Source organism: Bradyrhizobium lablabi (genome assembly GCF_900141755.1).
In the GTDB taxonomy this organism is placed as follows: domain Bacteria; phylum Pseudomonadota; class Alphaproteobacteria; order Rhizobiales; family Xanthobacteraceae; genus Bradyrhizobium; species Bradyrhizobium lablabi_A.
Window position 1 is genome coordinate 3,542,870 of record NZ_LT670844.1, and the last position, 20,038, is coordinate 3,562,907.

Below are 20,038 nucleotides of genomic sequence, written 5' to 3' on the forward strand. Positions count from 1 at the left end.
GACGATTGAATAGCGACGATTGATTCTCCTCTCGCCGCACCATACCAGTTAGTAGTTTCCGTCTCCCTCGAAGCGCGTCGAGGGAGACGGCGACAGCGGCGTTTCGACGACCGCGGCCGAAGGCTCGGAGGCGGCACGGGCCGCTTCGGCGGCCCTGATCTCGGACAACAGAATAGTAATCGCGCTCGAAAGCGCTTGCGTCTGCTTCAGGTTGGAATTCACCGAAATGGCCTGCACCTCGGCATTCTTGCCGAAGGTAGAGACCACGCGCGTCAGGCCCTGAATCACTGGATTGAGCTTCACCTCGATAATGTGTTCCGGTGTCTGCAATGCGGCGAGCCTCGAGACGACGTCATCGATCGACGTTACGATGGCGGCGGTGCTGGTGGAGAGGCGAGCGCCGTCCTCGGCAAGTTGCTTTGCCACCGTCTCGAAAGTCTCCAAAACCCTGGCGTTGAGTTGCTCGACGGTTTCACCGGATTTCTTCGATGCGTCCTGCAGCGGCTTGTTGGCCTCGAGCGCGAAACCCTCGAGCTGGCCGACAATCCGGTCCTTGGCCTCTTTCAGCATCGTGTCGATCTCATCCACGGCGTCGGCGATCGATTGCTGGGTGGCCCGCCTGAACGAGCCGAATTCAATCACCGTGCTTTCGAGTTCGCGCCGCACCCGTCGCGACGCCTCGGCAAGCTCCAGCCGCGCCGCCTGCTCGACTTCGACGGGATCGCGCCGCATCTGGTTGAAGAAGATCCGCAGCGTGATGCCGGCAATGGTCGAACCGATCGCGATGCCGAAATTCTGCACGATCTGTTCCGCCGAGCCTTCGGCCGAAAATTGATACAGCGACACGGCGAGGCTGGTCAGGGTGAACAGAAAACCCATGTAATACAAATTGTCGCCGGACTGGTCGTCGCGCAGGCGAAACAGCCGCGCCAGCCCAAGCACGAGCGCGTAGGCGACCATGATCAGGACTGGGACCAGGGTTACCTGGACCGCGCCGAACCCGTTGAGCTTGGAGAACACGATGTAGCCGGCGCCCGACAAGACCACGGCGAAGAACAACAGCCCGTTCAATAGCCCAGGCGGCATCTCCCGAAGACTATTGGTTGAGGCCACTACCTTGCTCCCTGCAATCGCCGAGCGCCGTCGAACACACCCCTGTTGTCAGTGATCCACTCCCTCCAAAAATCGATGTGCCGCACGGTGTCGATCGCTGCCTCGGTTTGCTGGACGTATTCGATCTTGACGTGCGCATCATGCAGGTCCGTCCGAAATTTCAGATAGGCGGGCGACCGCTTGAACCTCTGGTACGACAAATCACCGGCAGCCGGATATTGGCTGTAAAGATGGGTGTATTCCAGCATGTCGGAAATCACGATCAGCTTCTTTTCGACCTTTTTAGCCGCATCGCTGGAAAACTGGTCGATCGCGATGTCCTGGATCGCACCCATGATCGGCGAGCTTTTTGACTTTGCCGACGACAGGCTGTTTTTAATGGCATCCTTGGCCGGCTGCCGGAAGTTTTCGAGCCAGCGCATGCGCGCGATCCGCGGATTATCGGTCCATTCGCTCAGGCCCGTTCCGTCCCCCGGATTGCATCTCGAAAACAGCGACCGGCTGCGGCCGCCGGCAATGTCGAGCACGCGGATGTCGAACTTGTAGTACGCAGGCAGCGCGGCCACCTGATCCTCGAGCATGCCGAGAAGCTGGCGCTGGGTCGGTTCCGGCAGGTCATCGGAAGTATCGACCAGAACGACCGTGATGCCGTCGGGCCCGCTGACCGGGCATAGGGTAGCAGCGTCGAGCTTGGGCTTCTGCGGGGCGGAAAAATAGAACAGCGCCAGAAAGCCCAATGCCACCATGGCAAAGAGGATCAACACGATGCCGCCGATCGCAGCGCCCGCGCCGCGCGCGCTGTTACGTTTTCTTGGCTGCAGCCGGGCCAAACTTGCCCTCCGGGATCAGGTCGTCGATTTCGCGGTAGGAGCGCACGGCCTCATCGAACGCCTCGTGAATGGCCTGAATCTGACCCTTCAAGATGTCCTGTGCCTCGAGGATCGATTGACGAAGCTGATCCCGTGCCGTCTCGTCCCGGTCGGTTCCGACATAGACGATGCGATCCATGTTGTAAGGCTTTGTGAAGTAAGCCGGCGCCGGCGTGCTGCGCGCCTTGCGGTTGGCTTCACGGTAGATCGCGAGCAATGCGCGGCAGGATCGCTCGATGTGATTTTGATGCTCGGCAAACCGCTGCGCCAGGCGTCCCCGCGCCTGAATGATGGCATCGAACTCGCCGCGCCGGACCGATAAATCCCGCGCCGCGCCGTTCATCGCCTCGCTCGCGGCGTCCCTGATATCGCGCAGCCGCTCGACCAGTTCGGCCTTGCCCTCGGTGTATTGGGCGCGGGCCTCGTTGCATCGTTGTTCCAGCGAGGCATAGCCAAAATACGGATCGGTGAACAGCAATCCGTCGGTCATGGCGATCAGCGAGAAAATAAAACCGATCCCGAAAAACACCCAGGAGATGATGTCGTTCAGGACGAATGGCGCTTTCAGAAGCTGGATCATGACCTCCTGCCCGGCATCGCCGTTCACGCTGGGAGTTATTTCGCGCAGATGGGCGAGCGTGAGATTTAGTCCGATCGCGAACGCGAGATAGAGGATGAAGGATGCAAGGCCGATCAGTTTGAAGAAGAAGTTGCGGCGATTGATCAGACGGATCGGCACCAGGCCCCACAGGAAGCTCGCGATAATGTTCAGCGCAGCAAAGCTCACCGCCTGCACGGCGCCGCCGAGCAGCCCCTGCGGATTGGATTTGGCGAGAAAATTGCCGTTGATCACGACTTCGACGACGAAGAGAACCGCCAATATTCCGACCTTGAGGATGGTCTTGCCTTGCGATGACAGCCGCGCCGGCCGCACAAGCTTGTGGCGCTTGCGAAAATCATCGCGCTCCTGTTCCGAATCATAAAGCCGCCGCCGCAGGCTGAACAATTCGTCCCGGCCCAGCGCTGCCTCGGCGCGGAATTCGCCGACCGATTCGGGCGCGGCCTGCTGGATGATCGCGAACCGCTCCTCGAAATTAAGCGCGGTCAGGCGCTCGTCATAGGTGTGCAGGTGCTCAAGATAAATTGAATGCGCATCTTGCTTGTGGGTCTCGATCAGTTCCACGACCCGATGCTCGATGTCGTCGAGGGTCTCGGCATCGGTGGACGGGCGTTCCTCGGCGCCGCGCACGCCGCCATCGGCCGAAAGGTTCAGATCGTCGGCGACGTGATTGACATTGAGATCGAGAAACACCTCGGTCGACGGCCGATAGGGGTGCTGGGGCTTGCTCAGCAAACCCATGAGCCTCGAAATGGCAGACCGCTTCCCTTGAGCCTCGTTCATCCAACTTCCCAGTTCAGCCACCGGCCGCCCGCGCCGCGCCTTAGTGCCAAACTTGGGCACCAAATCGTTGCATGTCTAGGCGATCACAGAAGCCCCCGCAATAAGCCGCGGCCGGGGCTTTTCGTTATAATCATTGCATAACATTGCAGCCCTGGTGCAGGCGTTTTTGTTCATAATGCTGTCGTGCGCTGCAATGGCTTACGCTGGTTTTCTAGCGGCGGACGCACGGCCTAAAAGCCGCAGCATCAAGGCAAACGCTGTCGCGCTGACCGCAACCGGTTGCGCGGCGACATCAGCTTGTGGAAGATAGGTTCCAGATCATCGGGCCTCGAACAGGAAACCTCCACAATGCGGATTTGCATTTTCGGCGCGGGCGCGGTCGGCAGCCATTTTGCGGTACGGCTCGCGCTTGCCGGACATGAGGTCTCCTGCGTGATGCGCGGGCCGCATCTGGAAGCTGTCAAAGCGAAAGGCTTGACGCTTCGCGTTGGTAGCTCCGAATTCCCGGCGCGGGTGAACGCATCCGACGACCCGGCGGCGCTCGGTCGCCAGGATCTTGTCATCAGCACCCTGAAAGCCAATGCGCTGGGCGACCTTGTCGCGGGGCTGCCACCGCTGCTGCGCGACGACACCGCGATCGTGTTCGCCCAGAACGGCATTCCCTGGTGGTACGATATCGCCCTCTCTCCCGATCATCCGCCGCCGCCCGATCTCGCCTTTCTCGATCCAGGCGGCCGCTTGCGCGCCACAGTCTCGCGCGAGCGCATCATCGGCGGGGTGATCTTTTCGGCCAATGAAGTCGTCGAACCCGGTATCGTCGTCAATCTCTCGCCGGAGCGAAACATGCTGCTGGTCGGGGAATGCGATGACGCCCCGAGCGCACGGATCGAGCGCGTGCGCGCCGTGCTCAAGGAAGCCTCGATCCAGTCGGGCGAGGTCACGCGGATCAGGCGGGCAATCTGGTCCAAGCTGATGACTAACATGTCGATGTCGGTGCTGTGCCTGATTACCGGGCAAACCGCTAGGGCGGCGAGAGCCGACCCCGCGCTCCGCGATGTGGTGCCGCGGCTGCTCGACGAGGCGCAGGCGATCGGCCAAAGCTGCTATGCGGATGTCGAGCGCGTCACGCGCTCCGGACCTGCGCCCGATCACAAGCCTTCGCTGTTGCAGGATTACGAACGCGGCCGGCCGATGGAAATCGATACGCTGGTGCGCGCGCCGGCGGCGTTTGCGAAGGCCGCAGGCCTGTCGACGCCGATGCTCGACCTGTTGGCGGGGCTCGCCGTCCAAAAGGCAGGGGATAAGGGGCTCTACCAGGGTTGAACGCCGGTTCGAAGCAACCGTCATCATCGGCAGGCGGGATTTGCGCTATGAAGGTCAGGAGCAAAATCGCGTCGCGGAAACGCAGCAAGGCAAAGGAGTGCTGCCCTTGAAATTTCTTGCATCCCTCATGCTGGCGCTGTTGACCGGCGCGGCTCCCGCTTCCGCTGAGGTTGAGCAATGCCGCTTCATCCCGGCCAAAGCCGAGCGGGAGGCGTGTTACACGCGACAGGAAGCAGCGCTTGCCGCCAAGCGCAAGCCCGAGCCGAGCCGCGACACCACGACGCTGGACCAGTTGCAGCAAATGCGACGGGACGATGACGCGGTTTACCAAAGCCTGCGCAGCATCTGCCGGGGATGTTGAGCGGGTTTTCCGATCATTTTGCAGCCGCATTCAATCTCGCAATCGTCGAATGCCGCTTCACAAGCGGGGCGAATTGATGGAAGATTGCAACCTCTGGAAGATCGAAGACATTTGAAATATTGGGGCGGGAGAACGGACGGTCGAGATTTTAGGGACGTCCTGCCCACCCCGCGACATTTCGACATTTGCACGCGCCGCCGTGCCGAGAGACATTGTTGGAGAAACGAATATGGCATTCAAAACCTATGGATTGCTGATCGGAAAAATCATCGCATCGCGCCCGAAGCGGCGGGGAAGTCCGCATTGGCTTCTCATGGTGCAGCCCGGAAACCCCGAACATCCCCCCTACCGTGTGGCGGTCAATCTGCAGTCGACGGAGCGCGGACGAACGCCCGAACTGCAATATCAGATCGTGAATTTTGGCAAACGCGGCACGCCCGCCGGCGACAAGCTCATCAAGGATATTGTGAAACTCGGCATGACGGCGGACTTCGTCCCGGCCAGCTCGGGGTCATCCCTGCCGCAGCTGGATTTCGTGCGCGGCGGTTTTCTCAATCCGAAGAAATTCGACGATCTTCGTCGAGGTTCGAAGACGCTGGAGAACGAATTCAAAAAAACGCTGACCGAGGCCAGAAAATCCGGAAAATCGGGCGCGCTGATTGCCGTTTTCGGCACCGGTTCTCCGGTCGACCCGGAGACCCATGAAGCGGTCCCGACCGGCTTCACCGGCATCGAAAACATTCATATGAACCAGGGCGCCAAGAACCTCATCAATGGCAAGCCCCATTATGTCGAAAACGCCCCCAACCAGGACGGCGGCGTCATCTTCTTGCTTCCGGGCGGAGCCAGGGGCTTCTTTGTCAAGTTCCACTCGCAGACGACAACCACCCGCGACGACGGCAACCCCGCGGAGACGGGGATCACGGAGATCGACAAGACCTCCACTTCTGTCCGCAACGCGATCATGCCTAAGCCCCGCAAGCGGTCGATGGCGGCGCGGCGCACCACACGCAATACGGTCTCGGCTCCCGTGACCGCGACCGCACTCCCCGCGAAAGGCAAGACCAACCCACCGGCGACGCTAAATCCGCAAGGCTATATGTTCGCCGACATCGACCCCAAGGATGCGTCCGGCACATTCATTCCGGACGACGACGGGAATACCTACAACACCCCTTACGTGCAGGTGCGGTCCTTGGGCCAAACCAAGGGCCCGGTGCCGACGCCGCGCATCTATCCGCGCATGGATCTCGCGACGGTCATCGGCGCCAACCCGCCGGGTTATGTGAGCAACGCAAGCGGCAAGAGCCTCGCATTCGACGTGATCGGCGACAGTGGTGCTGCGACCGAGAAGAACCTGAACGAATTCGAACTCAAGGTTACGGATTTGATGACGCGCGACGCGGTCACGTCGTCTCCGCCGGCCTTCTTGTATCATGTCGGCGACGTGGTCTATTTCTACGGCGAAGAGAACTACTATTACAGCCAATTCTACGAGCCGTTTAAGGGTTATCCGGCGCCCATCTTCGCGATCCCTGGAAATCACGACGGCATCACCTATAACGATTCCATGGTTTCGCTGGATTCGTTCCAGAAGGCGTTTTGCGCGGAAAAGCCGGGCGACCGGTGGGTCGGCTCCGGCGCCATCCTGCGCTCTCCGATGACGCAGCCCGGGGTCTATTTCACGCTCGATACACCACTGCTGTCGATCATCGGCCTCTACAGCAATATCGGCGAATCCTTTGGCTGGCTCGACGAACCGCAATTGCTGTTCCTCTATCAGGAGCTGGTGCGGCTGAAGAAATTACGCAGCGGCGGAATGCCGGCGGTAATCTTGGCGATCCACCATTTTCCGCGCTGGTTTCCCGATCAAAAGCCGGCGGACCCGACCAGCGCCGCGATCGATGCGGCCTGCAAGAAGGCGGGCTTCTGGCCGGATGCGGTGATTTGCGGCCATGCGCATCTCTACCAAAGGGTGGTGCGGCAAGATACCGGGCAAGACATTCCTTACGTCGTGACCGGCGCCGGCGGCCATGTCGTAACTCCCGGCCAGGAAGTCGGAAAATCCTTCATGAAGCAGCTTGATCCGCATCTGGGCCTTACGATTTTCGAATCCGGCTATGTCCGCGCGACGGTTGCTAGTCCATCGCGCGGCGATCCGACGCTGCGCTTCGAGTATCGCAGCGTCAAGCCGAAGGGCGGCGGTCCGGACGACGCCTGCGAGGTCAACCTCAGAACCAACAAGCTGGTTTGAAGCCGGCTTTCCGGGAATGTTCACTGACCCGAAAGCAAAACACTCACTCGCCTCTTGCGCCGGAGGGCGACAACCTCAGCATGCTGAGCGCCGCGCCGAGCAGGGCAAAGCCAACGCCGGCCAGCAGCGAGAGCCGGGTGCCCTCCACGGGATAACGAGCCAGAAAGAGCGAGACCAGCGCCGCACCTGTGGTCTGGCCCAGCGGTCTACCAAAGCCTGCGCAGCATCTGCCGGGGATGTTGAACGCCCGCGCGTCCCATCGCATGCCGCGGCTCAAGACGCTGCGGCCGTTCCGTCCCGGCGATCGAGGCGGGCACCGAGATCGATCTCTCAGCCGCTCGCTGTGCGAGCGTTCGGTTCCAAGATGACTTGCTGGCGCGGCTTCGAATCGGTCAGCCTCGATTACCCTTCTTAGCGTTTCCCTTCGTCACCGACAGAACGCACGAGTCAGCAGCAGGCTTTTCAAGAATTTTATAAAAGTTTTAGACCGCATCTGTTTTGAAGTTCTGTCGGATAGTGGCAGTCGGGACACGACTAAACGTTGTAGGATTCGCAGCGATTTGCAGTCGGAAAATATTGCTCGCGAATATTGAGCAGCGATTTCATGACCAAGCCGTAGGTTAATCAAGGAACAACTGTTCTTAGAAGGAACAGATGCTTGGAACCGAGGCCCGCAAAGTGTCGCGCCCCCCGCTGATGGGGTTCTCGCCAAAGCACGATGAAGCCGCAGATTTCTGCGGCGTAGATCATGTATGTAATCCAGATCGGTTGCATGATCATGATTCGGCGTCGAACCCGGCGCCCGCGTCCCGAACGATCGATCGTCGTCGTCATGGTTGGCGAAGGATCGCGCTCGCAGTGCTTGCTCTATGCGGTGCGGGTAGCCCGATCGACATCGCGAAAGCCCAGTGTTCGATTTCCTCAAGCTATAACGGCACCTTCGTTCAGCCTGGCGTCGGATCCTGTACGATCACGCCGGGTACCACCCTCGGCGCGTCTCCTTTTGGCTTCTATCCGGCTCCCTACACGGGGCCAGTCTCCATCAACGCAGGTGCCGGCGACCAGATCACCGCCAACGGCATCACCATATTTTGGGTAAACGGCCAGGGCATCGGTGGTCTGGCCCGGAACGGCGGCGTGCTCATCTTCGGCGGCGGATCAACCATCAACGAGGGAATAAATGGCGGCGGCGGGAATACTGGCCTGGTCGCGGATGGACTCAACAGCCAGATCATCGCGACCGGTCTCGCCGTCAATATGGGAGGCGCGGGAAACAATGTTGGCGCCAATGCCGTCAATGGCGGCACGATCACGCTGAACAGCGGGACGGCCGTCTCGTTCCTTCAGGGCGGCGGCGGGAATACTGGCCTGTTGGCATCCGGTGCGGGCAGCCGGATCATAACGAATGACGCGACCGTGATTATCCCGCTCGTCGGGGGTTCGGGCGGTAATGATACCGGCGCGCGAGCCGAGGGAGGTGCTGCCATCACGCTCAATGGAGGCGCGGTCACCCTTCAGGGCAATGGCGGCGGCGAGACGGGTCTGCTGGCGACTGGCTCCGGCAGCAGCATCAGCGGCACCGGCGTGGCGGTCAACGTCTCAAGCAATGGCGGCAATGCTCGCGGCGGGTTTTTGCAAAACGGTGCGACCATCGACCTGACCGGCGGCAGCGTCACCACGTCCGGCGGCGCCGGCAGCTATGGATTTCTCTTGCAAGCGCCGGCAGGCGTGACGAATGCGCTGGGCCTCGACGGCACGATAGTCAGCTCGGCGTCAGATGCGTTCGCGGTGCAAGGGGGCGGCGCCGCCATCAACGCCGTCGACGCGACGGTAACCAGCAATAATGGAATCCTGCTGAGTGCCGTGCAGAACGCCACCGTCACAATGTCGAGCAATCACTCGGTACTGACGGGCGCGATTTTCACCGACAACACCAGCACAAGCAACGTCACGCTCGCTGGCGGAACGATCTGGAATATGACCGGCAGCTCCAACGTCACCAATCTGGTGAACAACGACAGCGATATCATCGTTACCGCACCGGTATCATCAACGGCCTTCAAGACTTTGACCGTGGTGAACTACACGGGCACCGGCGGGACAATCACGCTCAACACCTTTCTCGGTGCCGACAATTCGCCGTCCGATCGGCTGATCGTCAATGGCGGCACGGCGACAGGCTCGACAAATCTCAGGATTCAAAACGCCAACGGCCCCGGATATCAGACGGTTGCCGACGGCATCCTGGTCGTGAATACGACCAATGGCGGCGCCACGACTCCCGGCGCCTTCACGCTCGCTGGTGAGGTGCGCGGCGGCGCCTACGATTATTTTCTGTTCCGCGGCGGCCTCAGCGGCAATGCCCCCGATAACTGGTTCCTGCGCTCTTCGTTCGATGTACCGCCGATACCACCGACACCTGAAGTTCCGCCCCCCATATTGCCACCCGATCCGCCGCCATCGACGCTGCCGCCGGGCATCTATCCGATCATCGGGCCGGAACTCGCTACCTATGGTGTCGTCCAGCCCGTCGCCCGGCAATTGGGTCTTGCGACGCTGGGCACACTCAATCAGCGCATCGGCGACACGATGACACTGGCGAACGCCGGTACTGATGCGGCTGGATGGGGCCGCTCGGATTGGGGACGGTTATTCGGACGGCAGGTCAACGATCATTATCAGGCCTTTGCCGATCCGCGTGCAGACGGCTGGATAGGAGGCTTGCAGGGCGGCGTCGACCTCTGGCGCGCCAACTGGCTTTCCGGCCACCGCGACGCCGCGGGCGTTTATTTCGCCTATGGCCAGGCCAATGTTAATGTGAACGGTCTCGTCACCAATGCGGCTGCAACCGGCTATGTGCTCACCCATACCGGCACCCTCAGTCTCGACGCGTTTTCCGCGGGCGCCTATTGGACTCACTACGGTCCCAGCGGCTGGTATCTCGATGCGGTCCTGCAAAGGACGTCATATGGAGGTAACGCAACGACGCAATTCGCCCAGTTACCGACCAACGGCGTTGGCTTCATTTCGTCGCTGGAAGCGGGCTATCCAATACCACTGCCGCTTGGGCCGCATTTCGTGCTGGAGCCTCAAGCGCAGATCATCTGGCAGAAGGTTTCGTTCAATGATGCCAATGACGGTTTGGGCACGGTCGGCCTCGGCGCGACCTCAGGTCCGACCGGACGGCTAGGCGTGCGCGGCCAATGGACCATCGATAGCAACAATGGAATTGTGTGGCAGCCTTATGTGGGAGTTAATTTCTGGCGAAGCTGGGGTACGAAAGCCGCGACGACGTTTTCCGCGATCGATCAGGTGCAGCTGATCGAGAGCACAACACGCACGGAAGTCCTGGGCGGTGTAACCGCCAAGCTTAACAACCGTCTCAGTTTCTACGCCCAAGGCGGCTATCAATTCGTGATAGATCGATCGAACAACGGTAACCGCAGCGGCGCCCAAGGCAATATCGGGCTTCGATATACCTGGTGAAACCCCTCCAACCGATTCCTGTCCATTTGGAAGAATCGGCAGTTTCCGTTTCTGCACCAAGGCGCACTCCGCTCCGCTTTGACCGGAGGTTCAACTTCGGTCACCATGACGAGGGAATTCACTTTCGGCAACGGAGTTGCGTCAGCCTGCGCAGCATCTGCCGGGGATGTTGAACGGCATTTGCCTCACTCGCCCCTCAGGCGCTGGTCCTCGCGGACCCGCACCCGCTCGGCGCCTCTTGCGCCGGAGGGCGACAACCTCAGCATGCTGAGCGCCGCGCCGAGCAAGGCAAAGCCAACGCCAGCCAGCAGCGAGAGCCGGGTGCCCTCCACAGGATAGCGAGCCAGAAACAGCGAGACCAGGGCCGCACCCGTGGTCTGGCCCAGCAGTCGCGCTGTCCCAAGCATGCCGCTTGCGCCGCCGCTCCGCTCGCGCGGCGCGGCTGCGATCATGGTGCGGTTGTTGGGGGTCTGGAACAGACCGAATCCCGCGCCTGCCAGCGCCATCCGCCATATCACATCGGCAATCCCGGGATCATCCGGCAATAGCGCCAACGCGCCAAGGCCGAGCGCGAATAACAAGAGCCCGATGCCGCCCAACAGCCCCGCCGGGTAGCGTTCAACCAGTCGCCCGGCGAGCGGCGCCGCGAAGGCAACCGCAATCGGCCAAGGCGTGATCAGAAGTCCGATCTCGACCGCCGAATAGCCGAACCGGCTCTCCAGATAAAACGGCAGCGCCACAAGCGCCAGCATCTGGGCGCAGAAGGAGGCTATTGAAGTCGCGATCGACAGCGCGAAAATAGGAATCCGCAGCAGGTCCAACGGCAATAGTGGCGAAGCCATTTGGGTCTGCCGCAGCACCAGCAAAACGCCGGCGACGGCAGCGACGCCGAATTCCGACAGGCTGGTGATGAAAGCTCCGCCATGACCGGCGCTATCGATGGCGAGGATGCCGAGGCCGAAGGTGACCGCGCTCAGCGCAGCGCTCTGCCAGTCGAAGGCGTGACCGGCCGGCATTGTGTGTGGCAGACAGCGCCACCCGATGAGGAGCGCGATGATGCCAAGCGGGACATTGACGGCGAACAAATACGGCCAGGTTCCGACCGCCAGAATGGCGGCTGCGACCGTCGGTCCGACGGCGGCGGAGACGGCAACCACCATGGCGTTGATGCCGATACCACGCCCGAGCAGGTCGCGCGGGTAGATGTATCGGACCAGCGCCATGTTGACGCTCATGATCCCTGCGGCGCCAAACCCTTGCAGGATGCGCGCCACGGTCAGCAGCGGCAGCGTATGCGCCAGCGCGCAAAACAGCGATGCGATCGTGAACAGCAACAGCCCCGCCAGATAGACGCGGCGATAGCCGGCGATCTCGCCGAGCGACGACAGCGGCAGCAGCGAGATCGTGATCGCCAATTGATAGCCGTTGACGATCCAGATCGAAAACGCCGGGTCCGCGTTGAGGTCCCTGGCGATGGTGGGGAGTGCAACATTGGCAATGGCACCGTCCATTACCGCCATCACAAGGCCAAGTGCTATCGTCAGAATGGCCCAATTGCGCTGCGGCGGCGGCAGGCCATCGGCGTGCTCGATCTTGGCGGACGACATGGGATGAATTTGGGCTTTCAATATCCTGGCAGTTTTGCGCGGGCGTTAGGCCGCGGGGAGGAATTATCAAGGATCGGTCCCAAGGGCGAGGGAACTCACTTTCGGCAGCGGAGTTGCGTCATGCAAGTCGAAACCGGACAGGCTGACCCCATGATATCGCGCCGCACATTGGTTCTCGCATTTACCGCGACTGCGCTGCTCGCCGGTGGGATGCCGGTCTCGGCAAAATCCCCCCGCTCTCGGCTGGTCGGGATGCTCGATACGGATAATGATGGCACGGTCGACCTCGCCGAGGCCAAGAAGGCCGCATCGGATCTGTTTGACAGATTGGATCGGGACCATGACGGCACGCTCGACCAACGCGAGCTTGCTCGCAGATTAACTCCGAAGGAGTTCGCCGCTGCCGATCCCGACCACGATGGGACCCTCACCAAGGACGAATACCTCGCCGTGGTCGAGCAGCGCTTCAGCGCCGCGGATCCGGATCATGACGGGACGCTGGACGCCAAGGAATTGAATTCAAAGGCTGGTCAAGCTCTCTTGCGACTTTTGAAATAGTCGCAAGCCGTCAATCAGACCCCGCCGGGTTGAACGTAGCAGAACACGTACCCGCCGCGACTCAAGAATACGATGCCGTGACCGGTTGGATTCGACCTGTCCCATTTGAGCTTGTTATTCGGGATCTCGATTTCCGTTCCGAGCGCGACGTGAGGCCGGCCGCGCGGTTCGTCGGGCCGGTCATCTGTGATGGTCGCGTAGGTTTTGCCGTCTTTGACGTGGATCTCGTCAGCCCAATAGGCGTCGGCCTCGCCGCAACATGACGCATTCGGAACGTCCGGCTGCATGAGGGCCTGATACCATTCCCGGATTTCGGGATCGACTGCTCCCCATTGTCCGATATCGCGGGCGTTAACGACTGAAATCGAGCAAGCAAGAATACCGAGACAAAGGATGATGCGCTTCATCCGGTCCAACTCCTGGGTTTACCGGCGAAGTCAATTCAAGCAAGCTTCGTGCCGAAAATCGTTGCACTGCGGTAAGTGACAGGGATATCAACAACATTTGCGCAGTTCCGACGCCGCTGAGCCCCGTATTTTTACGGACGGCCCAAGCTGACCACCGCGGTTCCAATAGGGGAACCCTACCTTGGACCCCAGTGGGCAAACACGATCCAGCCGAGCGCAGCCGCCGCAAAAATCCAGATCGCAATGATGGCGGCCGCGGCGACCCTGTTGCGCGGTCGCGTCGCGGCCTCGTCCGCCATCGCGCGACACTCGGCCATGACGTCTTCGGGGATCAGCGACAGCACCAGCCAAATGCCCAGCGGCACGATGATCAAATCGTCCACATAACCCAGCACCGGAATGAAATCCGGAATGAGATCGATCGGCGAAAGCGCATATCCCGCGACCGCGATGGCGAGAATCCTTGCATGCCAGGGCACGCGCGGGCTTTGAGCCGCAAGATAAATCGCGTGCGCATCCCGTTTCAGTCTGCGCGCCCAACTCTTGATCTTGTTGAGCATGAAATAGCTCAAATCACCCTTCGCGGCCGGACGGCCAACTATCGTCACTTAAGCTTGCACTTGGTTTCGGGCCGATCGAGGCCAAGCGTATCAAGCGCCGATACCTGATGAAGGAAACCCTCCTGCGGCGATACCGACACCGTGTTTCTGCCGTCGAACAGCAGGATGGGCTGGCGCAGTTGCAGGTTCCAGTCACGCAGCGTGAGCTTCTGACCCTTGAAGGCGGCAACCGAGAATTCCGGGCTCTTGATGTAGGCAAGCATCTTGCCGGGTTCGCCGGAATTGGCGCGGACCGCCGCTTCGCCGATCATGCGCACCGCCGTCCAGGCCTGGATGTCCTGCGCCGTCATCGGGCGCGAAAACGCTTTCGTAAAACGGTTTTGCAGCTGCACGGCGCCCCATTGATCGAAAGCGGCATTCCATGTGGTGGGCACGAGTCCCGCGGAGCCTGCGACCGGACGGGGATCCCAGGTACGATACGGCAGGTACCCGGCAAAAACCTCGCTTTCATCCGCCGCAACAAGCACGTCGTGGTCGGGCAGGCCTTGCGTCACCACCGGCATCTGCCGCTGAATCTCGGCGACGCCGCTATCGGTGCGTCGCGCGCCGCCAGAGTCCTTGAATTCACGCTCCTCGACGATCTTGGCGCCGAATCGGATCGCGGCATGGCGCAATGCATCGGCAAACAAGACATCGTTTTCGTGCGAGCCTTTCAGCAGCACCCATTTGCGCCACTTCTTCCAGATCAGATATTGCGCGAGCGCGTCGGCGAGCATGGAACGCGTGGGAGCGACATGAATCACATTGCCCCGACAATCCTGTTCGCGCAGCCGTTCGTCCAGTGCGGATACGTTGATCAAGGTCTCGCTGCGCGCTAGGCCTGCGTCAGCCACCTTCAGCAGCCGATCCGCATCGAGGTTCGTGACGATGAACGACACGCCCTGGTCGGCCAGCGAATTCATGGCTGCGACCGGGTCGTCGCCCTCGCCGAGCAATTTATCGATCAGCGTATAGCGCTGATTGAGGAAGCGCCCGGTGGCATTGTCGTCTTCGGTTGCGAGCTGGGCTCCGGCAAGCCCGTCATTGCCGGCCGGGATATCGATCAGCGATATCCGGATTCGCGATGGTGCCTGGCGGAGGTAGCCGATCTTGATTTCCAGCGGCTGCTCGGAGAGGCCCGCTGCGCTGGAAGCGATCAGTGCGCAGATACCAAGCAGCAGCCGAAGCAAATCACGCCTCCCATAAATTATTTTTGTCATTCTTTGTCACACTTGGCGCTCGAAAGTACTCCATTTACCGCTTGGCGCAATGCGACCGATATTCATTGCATCGACGGAATGGCACCCTATTGTTCCAGATAAAAGTCGGGAGGACGCTAAATGTTCGATTTGCGCTGGATCGCGGTAGTTGGCTTTTCACTACTATGGATGTCTGTCTCGGCCGATTCTGCCTTCGGTTACCTTGCCTATGTTTCGAACGAAAAGGGCAATTCCGTCTCCGTGATCGACACCGACAAATTGGAGACGGTCGCAACCATCAAGACCGGGCAACGGCCGCGCGGCATCGAAGCCTCCCGCGACGGCAAATACGTCTATGTGGCGCTCGGCGACGACGACCTGATCCAGGTCATCGACACCAAGAGCCTGACCGTCATCGGCGACTTGCCCTCCGGCCCGGATCCCGAACAGTTCACCCTCGATCCCTCGGGAAAGATCCTTTACGTCGCCAATGAAAATGACGCGATGGTGACCGTGCTCGACCTGGAGAAGCGCGCATCGATCGGCGAGGTCTCGGTCGGCATCGAGCCCGAGGGCATGACGGTCAGCCCGGATTCCAAGATTCTGATTTGCACGTCAGAGACGACCAGCATGGTCCATTTCATCGATACGGCAACCCGCCAGATCGTGGACAATTTGCTGGTCGGTTCCCGTCCGCGGTTTTCGGCATACAAGGCTGACGGATCGGAGTTATGGGTCACCTCGGAAATCGGCGGCAACCTCGCGATCATCGATCCGGCCACGCGCAAACTCAAGCAGACGGTGACGTTCGAGATCCCCGGCCTTCGATCCGAGGCCATTCAGCCCGTCGGCATCAACATTACCAAGGATGGCAAGCTTGGCTTCGTCGATCTGGGGCCTGCCAATCGGGTCGCTGTGGTCGATGGCGTCACGCACGCGGTCCTGAAATATCTATTGGTCGGCCAGCGGGTTTGGCACGGCGCCTTTACGCCGGACGAGAAATATCTGCTGGTCGCCAATGGCGTCTCGAACGATGTCTCCGTCATCGACGTGGCGCGCTTGCATGTCATCAAATCGATCCAGGTCGGAGAATTGCCCTGGGGCATAGCCTTCGGCCCGCACTGAATTAAATTTTCCGCTTCTTGCTGTCGGGATAGTTGCAGCTCCATTTCCTGGCCTGCCACTGCGGATGTTTGCCGATCCACTCGGCGATATAGGGCTGCGCAGCCATCATGCATTGCTCGACTGAACCGTCCCAGGCGAACTGAAGATATTTTTCTTCGCAATGGGCGGGATCGGCGATGGCACAGACGGTCAGGATGATTTCAATCAATCTGCCCTCCCCTCAAAGCCGCTTCGTCACATTACGCCCAATTGCACCGACGTTTTCAAATTTCGAAAATAATCTCGCGCCGCAGCGGAACCTGATCCGCGATGTCCGTCGCCGTCGTCGATCACCGCGTTGCCCACATTTCCTGAAGGACATGCCGGCGATCTGCACGGTGGGCATTGCCGCATCTCGATCGGCGAGAAAAAAGACAGCGAGACTTACAAAAAAATCGCCGGCCTTGACATTGAACGCGAGCGTGCAATCTTTTCAAAACTACGGATCGATTTGCTCAGGAAGCACGATGTTACATTATAACATCGTGATCGCAGTGCGATTTGCCCGACGGACTTCCAATTTTCAACGGACTTCCAATTTTCAAAGACCATCAATTTTCCAAGCTCAAGAAAAACGATTTGAGTGGAGGAACGGCAAATGAAGACACGCGCCGCTGTCGCGTTTGAGGCAAAGAAGCCCCTTGAAATCGTCGAGCTAGATCTGGATGGCCCCAAGGCGGGCGAAGTCCTTGTCGAAATCAAGGCGACGGGGATCTGCCACACCGACGCCTATACGCTTGATGGCTTCGACAGCGAGGGGATTTTCCCCTCGATCCTCGGCCATGAGGGCGCCGGCATCGTCCGGGAGGCGGGAAGCGGCGTGACCTCGGTGAAACCAGGCGATCACGTGATCCCGCTCTACACGCCGGAATGCCGCCAATGCAAAAGTTGCCTGAGCGGCAAGACCAATCTATGTACCGCGATCCGCGCGACCCAGGGCAAGGGCCTGATGCCTGACGGCACCACCCGCTTCAGCCACAAGGGCAAGCCGATCTTCCATTATATGGGCTGCTCGACGTTTTCGAACTTTACCGTGCTGCCGGAAATCGCGGTGGCGAAGATCCGCGAAGACGCGCCCTTCGACAAGAGTTGCTACATCGGCTGTGGTGTGACGACCGGTGTCGGCGCGGTGGTGAACACCGCCAGGGTGACGCCGGGCGCCAACGTGGTCGTGTTCGGGCTTGGCGGCATCGGGCTCAATGTCATCCAGGGCGCCAAGATGGTCGGCGCCGACAAGATCATCGGCGTTGACGTCAACGACAGCAAGGAAGAATGGGGCCGCCGCTTCGGCATGACGCATTTCGTCAACCCCAAGAAGATCGATGGCGATATCGTCCAGCATCTGGTCGCGCTGACCGACGGCGGCGCCGACTATACCTTCGACTGCACCGGCAACACCACCGTGATGCGCCAGGCGCTCGAGGCCTGCCACCGCGGCTGGGGCACGTCGGTCATTATCGGCGTGGCGGAAGCCGGCAAGGAAATTTCAACCCGGCCATTCCAGCTCGTGACCGGCCGGGTCTGGAAGGGCACCGCGTTCGGCGGCGCGCGCGGCCGAACCGACGTGCCGAAAATCGTCGACTGGTACATGAACGGCAAGATCCAGATCGATCCGATGATTACCCATGTCCTCAAGCTGGAGGAGATCAACAAGGGATTCGATTTGATGCATGAGGGCAAATCGATCCGTTCGGTGGTTGTTTTCTAAACCAAGAGCCGTGTTCTAAATCAAGAAGCGTCAAACAAACAGGAGGAATGACCCATGACTGTTCATATCCACCCATCGGTTGACAGCGGAGTAAAGCAGGGCACCGGGAACTTCGCCGGCGGAACCCTTGTTTGCAAATGCCAGGACAAGCCGGTCAAGGTCGGCATCAAGGGCGACGTCGCACACAATCACGCCTGCGGTTGCACCCAATGCTGGAAACCCGAAGGAGCAACCTTTGCGGTGATCGCGGTCGTCCCGCGCGACAACGTGACCGTTCTTGAGAACGGCGACAAGCTGCGCGTGATCGACGCGTCGGCGACGATCCAGCGGCATGCTTGCAAGGTTTGCGGTGCCCATATGTACGGCCGCATCGAGAACAAGGGCCATCCGTTCTATGGTCTCGACTTCATCCATCCCGAATTGTTCACCGAAGGCGGCTCGGCCGCTCCGGGATTTGCCGCGTTTGTGTCCTCGGTGATCGAGTCCGGCGTCGAGCCGTCCGAGCTGCCAGCGATCAGATCGCGCCTCAAGGAACTCGGACTCGAGCCCTATGATTGCCTGTCGCCGGCACTGATGGATCACATCGCCGCGCACGTGGCGAAATCGAGACCCAAGGCGGCCTGATCGCCATGCCCGGCTCGGTCGGTGAACAACCACCTGCCGAGCCTGGGCCGACCGCCGTTGCAATCCCGTCGCCGTGCGGCGCTGGAGCCGTAAGATCATGACGGTCGAAACCGTTTCCCTCAACCGGTCTCACGATGGCATGCAGGGCGTCTACCGGCACGCCAGCCGCGAGACTGGAACCGGCATGACCTTTTCGGTCTTTGTCCCTCCACATCAAGACGGCGCGAAGCTACCGGTGGTCTGGTATCTGTCAGGCCTCACCTGCACCCACACCAACGTCACGGAAAAGGGCGAATTTCGCCAGGCGTGTGCCGAATTGGGCCTGATCTTTGTCGCGCCGGACACCAGCCCACGCGGAAATGTGCCCGGCGATCCTGCAGGCCTCTACGATTTCGGGCTTGGCGCCGGATTTTATGTCGATGCCACAGAACAGCCATTCGCGCGCAATTACCGCATGTGGAGCTACGTCACCGAAGAGCTGCCTGGGCTGATCGCCGAGCATTTTCCGGCCGATCCCAAGCGCCAATCGATCCTCGGCCATTCCATGGGTGGGCATGGCGCACTGACGATCGCGCTGCACCATCCCGACCGCTATCGCGCGGCCAGCGCGTTTTCGCCGATTGTGGCGCCGTCACAAGTGCCTTGGGGGATCAAGGCATTGTCCGGATATCTCGGCGAGGCGCGCGACGCCTGGCGCAAGCACGATACCGTCGCATTGATCGAGGATGGCGCGCGGTTTTCCGATTTTCTGGTCGATGTCGGCGATGCCGATCAATTCCTGAGCGAACAACTTCGCCCCGAACTATTGGAGCGCGCCTGTTCGCAAGCCGGTATTCCCCTTATCCTTCGCCGCCAGCCCGGCTATGACCACTCTTATTACTTCGTATCGACCTTCATGGCAGATCACATGCGCTGGCACGCCGCGCGAATGAAAGCATGATCCAGCCTCAATCGCGTGGCGGTATCGGGCCAAGGGGAGCAGCAGGAATGGCGAAGACGACGGCCCGGATAGCCCTCATTTTGGCGTTCGTTCCCACCGGCGCGCTCGCCAAGGACACCCAGTTCTGGAACCTGACGGCCAATACGATCACCGCGCTGCAGCTTTCTCCGGCCGGCAAGAACGAGTGGGGTTCGAACCAGGCCGACAATGACCGCGACCACACCGTCGATCACGACGAGCGGCTGAAAATAACCGATACCGCGACCGGCACATATGATGTCAAATTTGTCGACAAAAGCGGGAGGACCTGCATCGTCGCGAATGTTCAGGTCAAGGCGGGCTCGATCTTCACGATCGAGGAGAAAAATCTAACAAGCTGCTCCAGATAGAAGCGATCGATCGCGCGGAAACATCGGCAATGTTC

Annotated in this window: 19 protein-coding genes and 1 pseudogene; 11 read left to right on the forward strand and 9 right to left on the reverse strand. The window is 60.3% G+C overall.

All coding sequences use genetic code 11. From position 1 onward, the window contains the following. Positions 1-48: 48 nt before the first annotated feature. From B5526_RS16520 to B5526_RS16530, 3 genes are read right to left on the reverse strand one after another with little or no spacing between them, the layout of a single operon-like run. Complete coding sequence (locus tag B5526_RS16520; RefSeq protein WP_079539579.1) at positions 49-1,113, reverse strand: hypothetical protein; 1,065 nt, start codon at positions 1,111-1,113, stop codon at positions 49-51. Beyond that, positions 1,113-1,943, reverse strand: a complete 831-nt coding sequence (locus tag B5526_RS16525; RefSeq protein ID WP_079539581.1) for a hypothetical protein — start codon at positions 1,941-1,943, stop codon at positions 1,113-1,115. Before B5526_RS16525 ends, B5526_RS16520 begins: the two co-directional genes overlap by 1 nt. Continuing rightward, positions 1,915-3,342, reverse strand: a complete 1,428-nt coding sequence (locus tag B5526_RS16530) for a hypothetical protein (protein ID WP_079539583.1) — start codon at positions 3,340-3,342, stop codon at positions 1,915-1,917. The genes B5526_RS16525 and B5526_RS16530 overlap by 29 nt, the downstream gene beginning before the upstream one ends. A gap of 390 nt (positions 3,343-3,732) precedes the next feature. Here B5526_RS16530 and B5526_RS16535 point away from each other — a divergent pair, with 390 nt between their 5' ends. From B5526_RS16535 to B5526_RS16545, 3 genes are all read left to right on the forward strand, one after another. After that, the gene (locus tag B5526_RS16535) at positions 3,733-4,707 is read left to right on the forward strand and encodes a ketopantoate reductase family protein (protein ID WP_079539585.1); all 975 of its coding nucleotides are present in this window, start codon (positions 3,733-3,735) and stop codon (positions 4,705-4,707) included. A gap of 97 nt (positions 4,708-4,804) precedes the next feature. Beyond that, on the forward strand, positions 4,805-5,068 hold the full coding sequence (locus tag B5526_RS16540) for a hypothetical protein (protein WP_244562311.1): 264 nt from the start codon (positions 4,805-4,807) through the stop codon (positions 5,066-5,068). 229 nt (positions 5,069-5,297) lie between these two features. Then, positions 5,298-7,322 (forward strand): DUF2278 family protein, encoded by a 2,025-nt coding sequence (locus tag B5526_RS16545; RefSeq protein WP_079539587.1) that lies wholly within the window; start codon positions 5,298-5,300, stop codon positions 7,320-7,322. Between the two features lie 43 nt (positions 7,323-7,365). Here the strand turns inward: B5526_RS16545 and B5526_RS16550 are convergent. Continuing rightward, a pseudogene (locus B5526_RS16550) lies at positions 7,366-7,539 on the reverse strand (MFS transporter); the annotation flags it as partial. Between the two features lie 641 nt (positions 7,540-8,180). On the opposite strand from B5526_RS16550, the gene B5526_RS39020 reads away from it, so the two are divergent. Further along, positions 8,181-10,808, forward strand: coding sequence for an autotransporter outer membrane beta-barrel domain-containing protein (locus B5526_RS39020; RefSeq protein ID WP_244562312.1), 2,628 nt, complete (start codon positions 8,181-8,183; stop codon positions 10,806-10,808). Between the two features lie 185 nt (positions 10,809-10,993). Here B5526_RS39020 and B5526_RS16560 read toward each other — a convergent pair whose 3' ends face one another. Next, positions 10,994-12,415 (reverse strand): MFS transporter, encoded by a 1,422-nt coding sequence (locus B5526_RS16560; protein WP_079539591.1) that lies wholly within the window; start codon positions 12,413-12,415, stop codon positions 10,994-10,996. A 150-nt stretch (positions 12,416-12,565) separates the two neighbouring features. Between B5526_RS16560 and B5526_RS16565 the strand changes: the two genes are divergently transcribed. After that, positions 12,566-12,973 (forward strand): EF-hand domain-containing protein, encoded by a 408-nt coding sequence (locus B5526_RS16565; protein ID WP_079545054.1) that lies wholly within the window; start codon positions 12,566-12,568, stop codon positions 12,971-12,973. 14 nt (positions 12,974-12,987) lie between these two features. On the opposite strand, the gene B5526_RS16570 is transcribed toward B5526_RS16565, so the two are convergent. The 3 genes from B5526_RS16570 to B5526_RS16580 form a co-directional block, all read right to left on the reverse strand. Then, complete coding sequence (locus tag B5526_RS16570) at positions 12,988-13,380, reverse strand: hypothetical protein (protein ID WP_079539594.1); 393 nt, start codon at positions 13,378-13,380, stop codon at positions 12,988-12,990. 176 nt (positions 13,381-13,556) lie between these two features. Continuing rightward, positions 13,557-13,988: a YkvA family protein gene (locus B5526_RS16575; RefSeq protein WP_433994630.1), complete on the reverse strand. Its 432-nt coding sequence runs from the start codon at positions 13,986-13,988 to the stop codon at positions 13,557-13,559. Then, positions 13,985-15,169, reverse strand: a complete 1,185-nt coding sequence (locus B5526_RS16580) for an ABC transporter substrate-binding protein (RefSeq protein ID WP_172842058.1) — start codon at positions 15,167-15,169, stop codon at positions 13,985-13,987. The genes B5526_RS16575 and B5526_RS16580 overlap by 4 nt, the downstream gene beginning before the upstream one ends. Before the next feature lie 150 nt (positions 15,170-15,319). On the opposite strand from B5526_RS16580, the gene B5526_RS16585 reads away from it, so the two are divergent. Continuing rightward, the gene (locus tag B5526_RS16585; RefSeq protein ID WP_079539600.1) at positions 15,320-16,303 is read left to right on the forward strand and encodes a PQQ-dependent catabolism-associated beta-propeller protein; all 984 of its coding nucleotides are present in this window, start codon (positions 15,320-15,322) and stop codon (positions 16,301-16,303) included. A 1-nt stretch (position 16,304) separates the two neighbouring features. Here the strand turns inward: B5526_RS16585 and B5526_RS16590 are convergent, their stop codons facing one another. Then, positions 16,305-16,511 carry a hypothetical protein gene (locus tag B5526_RS16590; protein WP_079539602.1) on the reverse strand — a complete coding sequence of 69 codons (207 nt, stop codon included), beginning with the start codon at positions 16,509-16,511 and terminating at the stop codon, positions 16,305-16,307. A 129-nt stretch (positions 16,512-16,640) separates the two neighbouring features. Between B5526_RS16590 and B5526_RS16595 the strand changes: the two genes are divergently transcribed. The 5 genes from B5526_RS16595 to B5526_RS16615 all read left to right on the forward strand — a co-directional run bounded on the left by B5526_RS16595 (position 16,641) and on the right by B5526_RS16615 (position 20,003). Continuing rightward, complete coding sequence (locus B5526_RS16595; protein WP_079539604.1) at positions 16,641-16,823, forward strand: hypothetical protein; 183 nt, start codon at positions 16,641-16,643, stop codon at positions 16,821-16,823. Positions 16,824-16,940: 117 nt separating this feature from the next. Further along, entirely contained in the window at positions 16,941-18,050 is a 1,110-nt protein-coding gene (locus B5526_RS16600) for an S-(hydroxymethyl)glutathione dehydrogenase/class III alcohol dehydrogenase (protein WP_079539606.1), read from the forward strand. A gap of 54 nt (positions 18,051-18,104) precedes the next feature. Further along, entirely contained in the window at positions 18,105-18,674 is a 570-nt protein-coding gene (gene gfa / locus B5526_RS16605) for an S-(hydroxymethyl)glutathione synthase (protein ID WP_079539608.1), read from the forward strand. A gap of 97 nt (positions 18,675-18,771) precedes the next feature. Then, a complete protein-coding gene (gene fghA / locus B5526_RS16610) occupies positions 18,772-19,614 on the forward strand; it encodes an S-formylglutathione hydrolase (protein ID WP_079539610.1) in 843 nt (280 codons plus the stop codon). Between the two features lie 47 nt (positions 19,615-19,661). Further along, positions 19,662-20,003: a hypothetical protein gene (locus B5526_RS16615; protein ID WP_079539612.1), complete on the forward strand. Its 342-nt coding sequence runs from the start codon at positions 19,662-19,664 to the stop codon at positions 20,001-20,003. Positions 20,004-20,038: the final 35 nt, after the last annotated feature.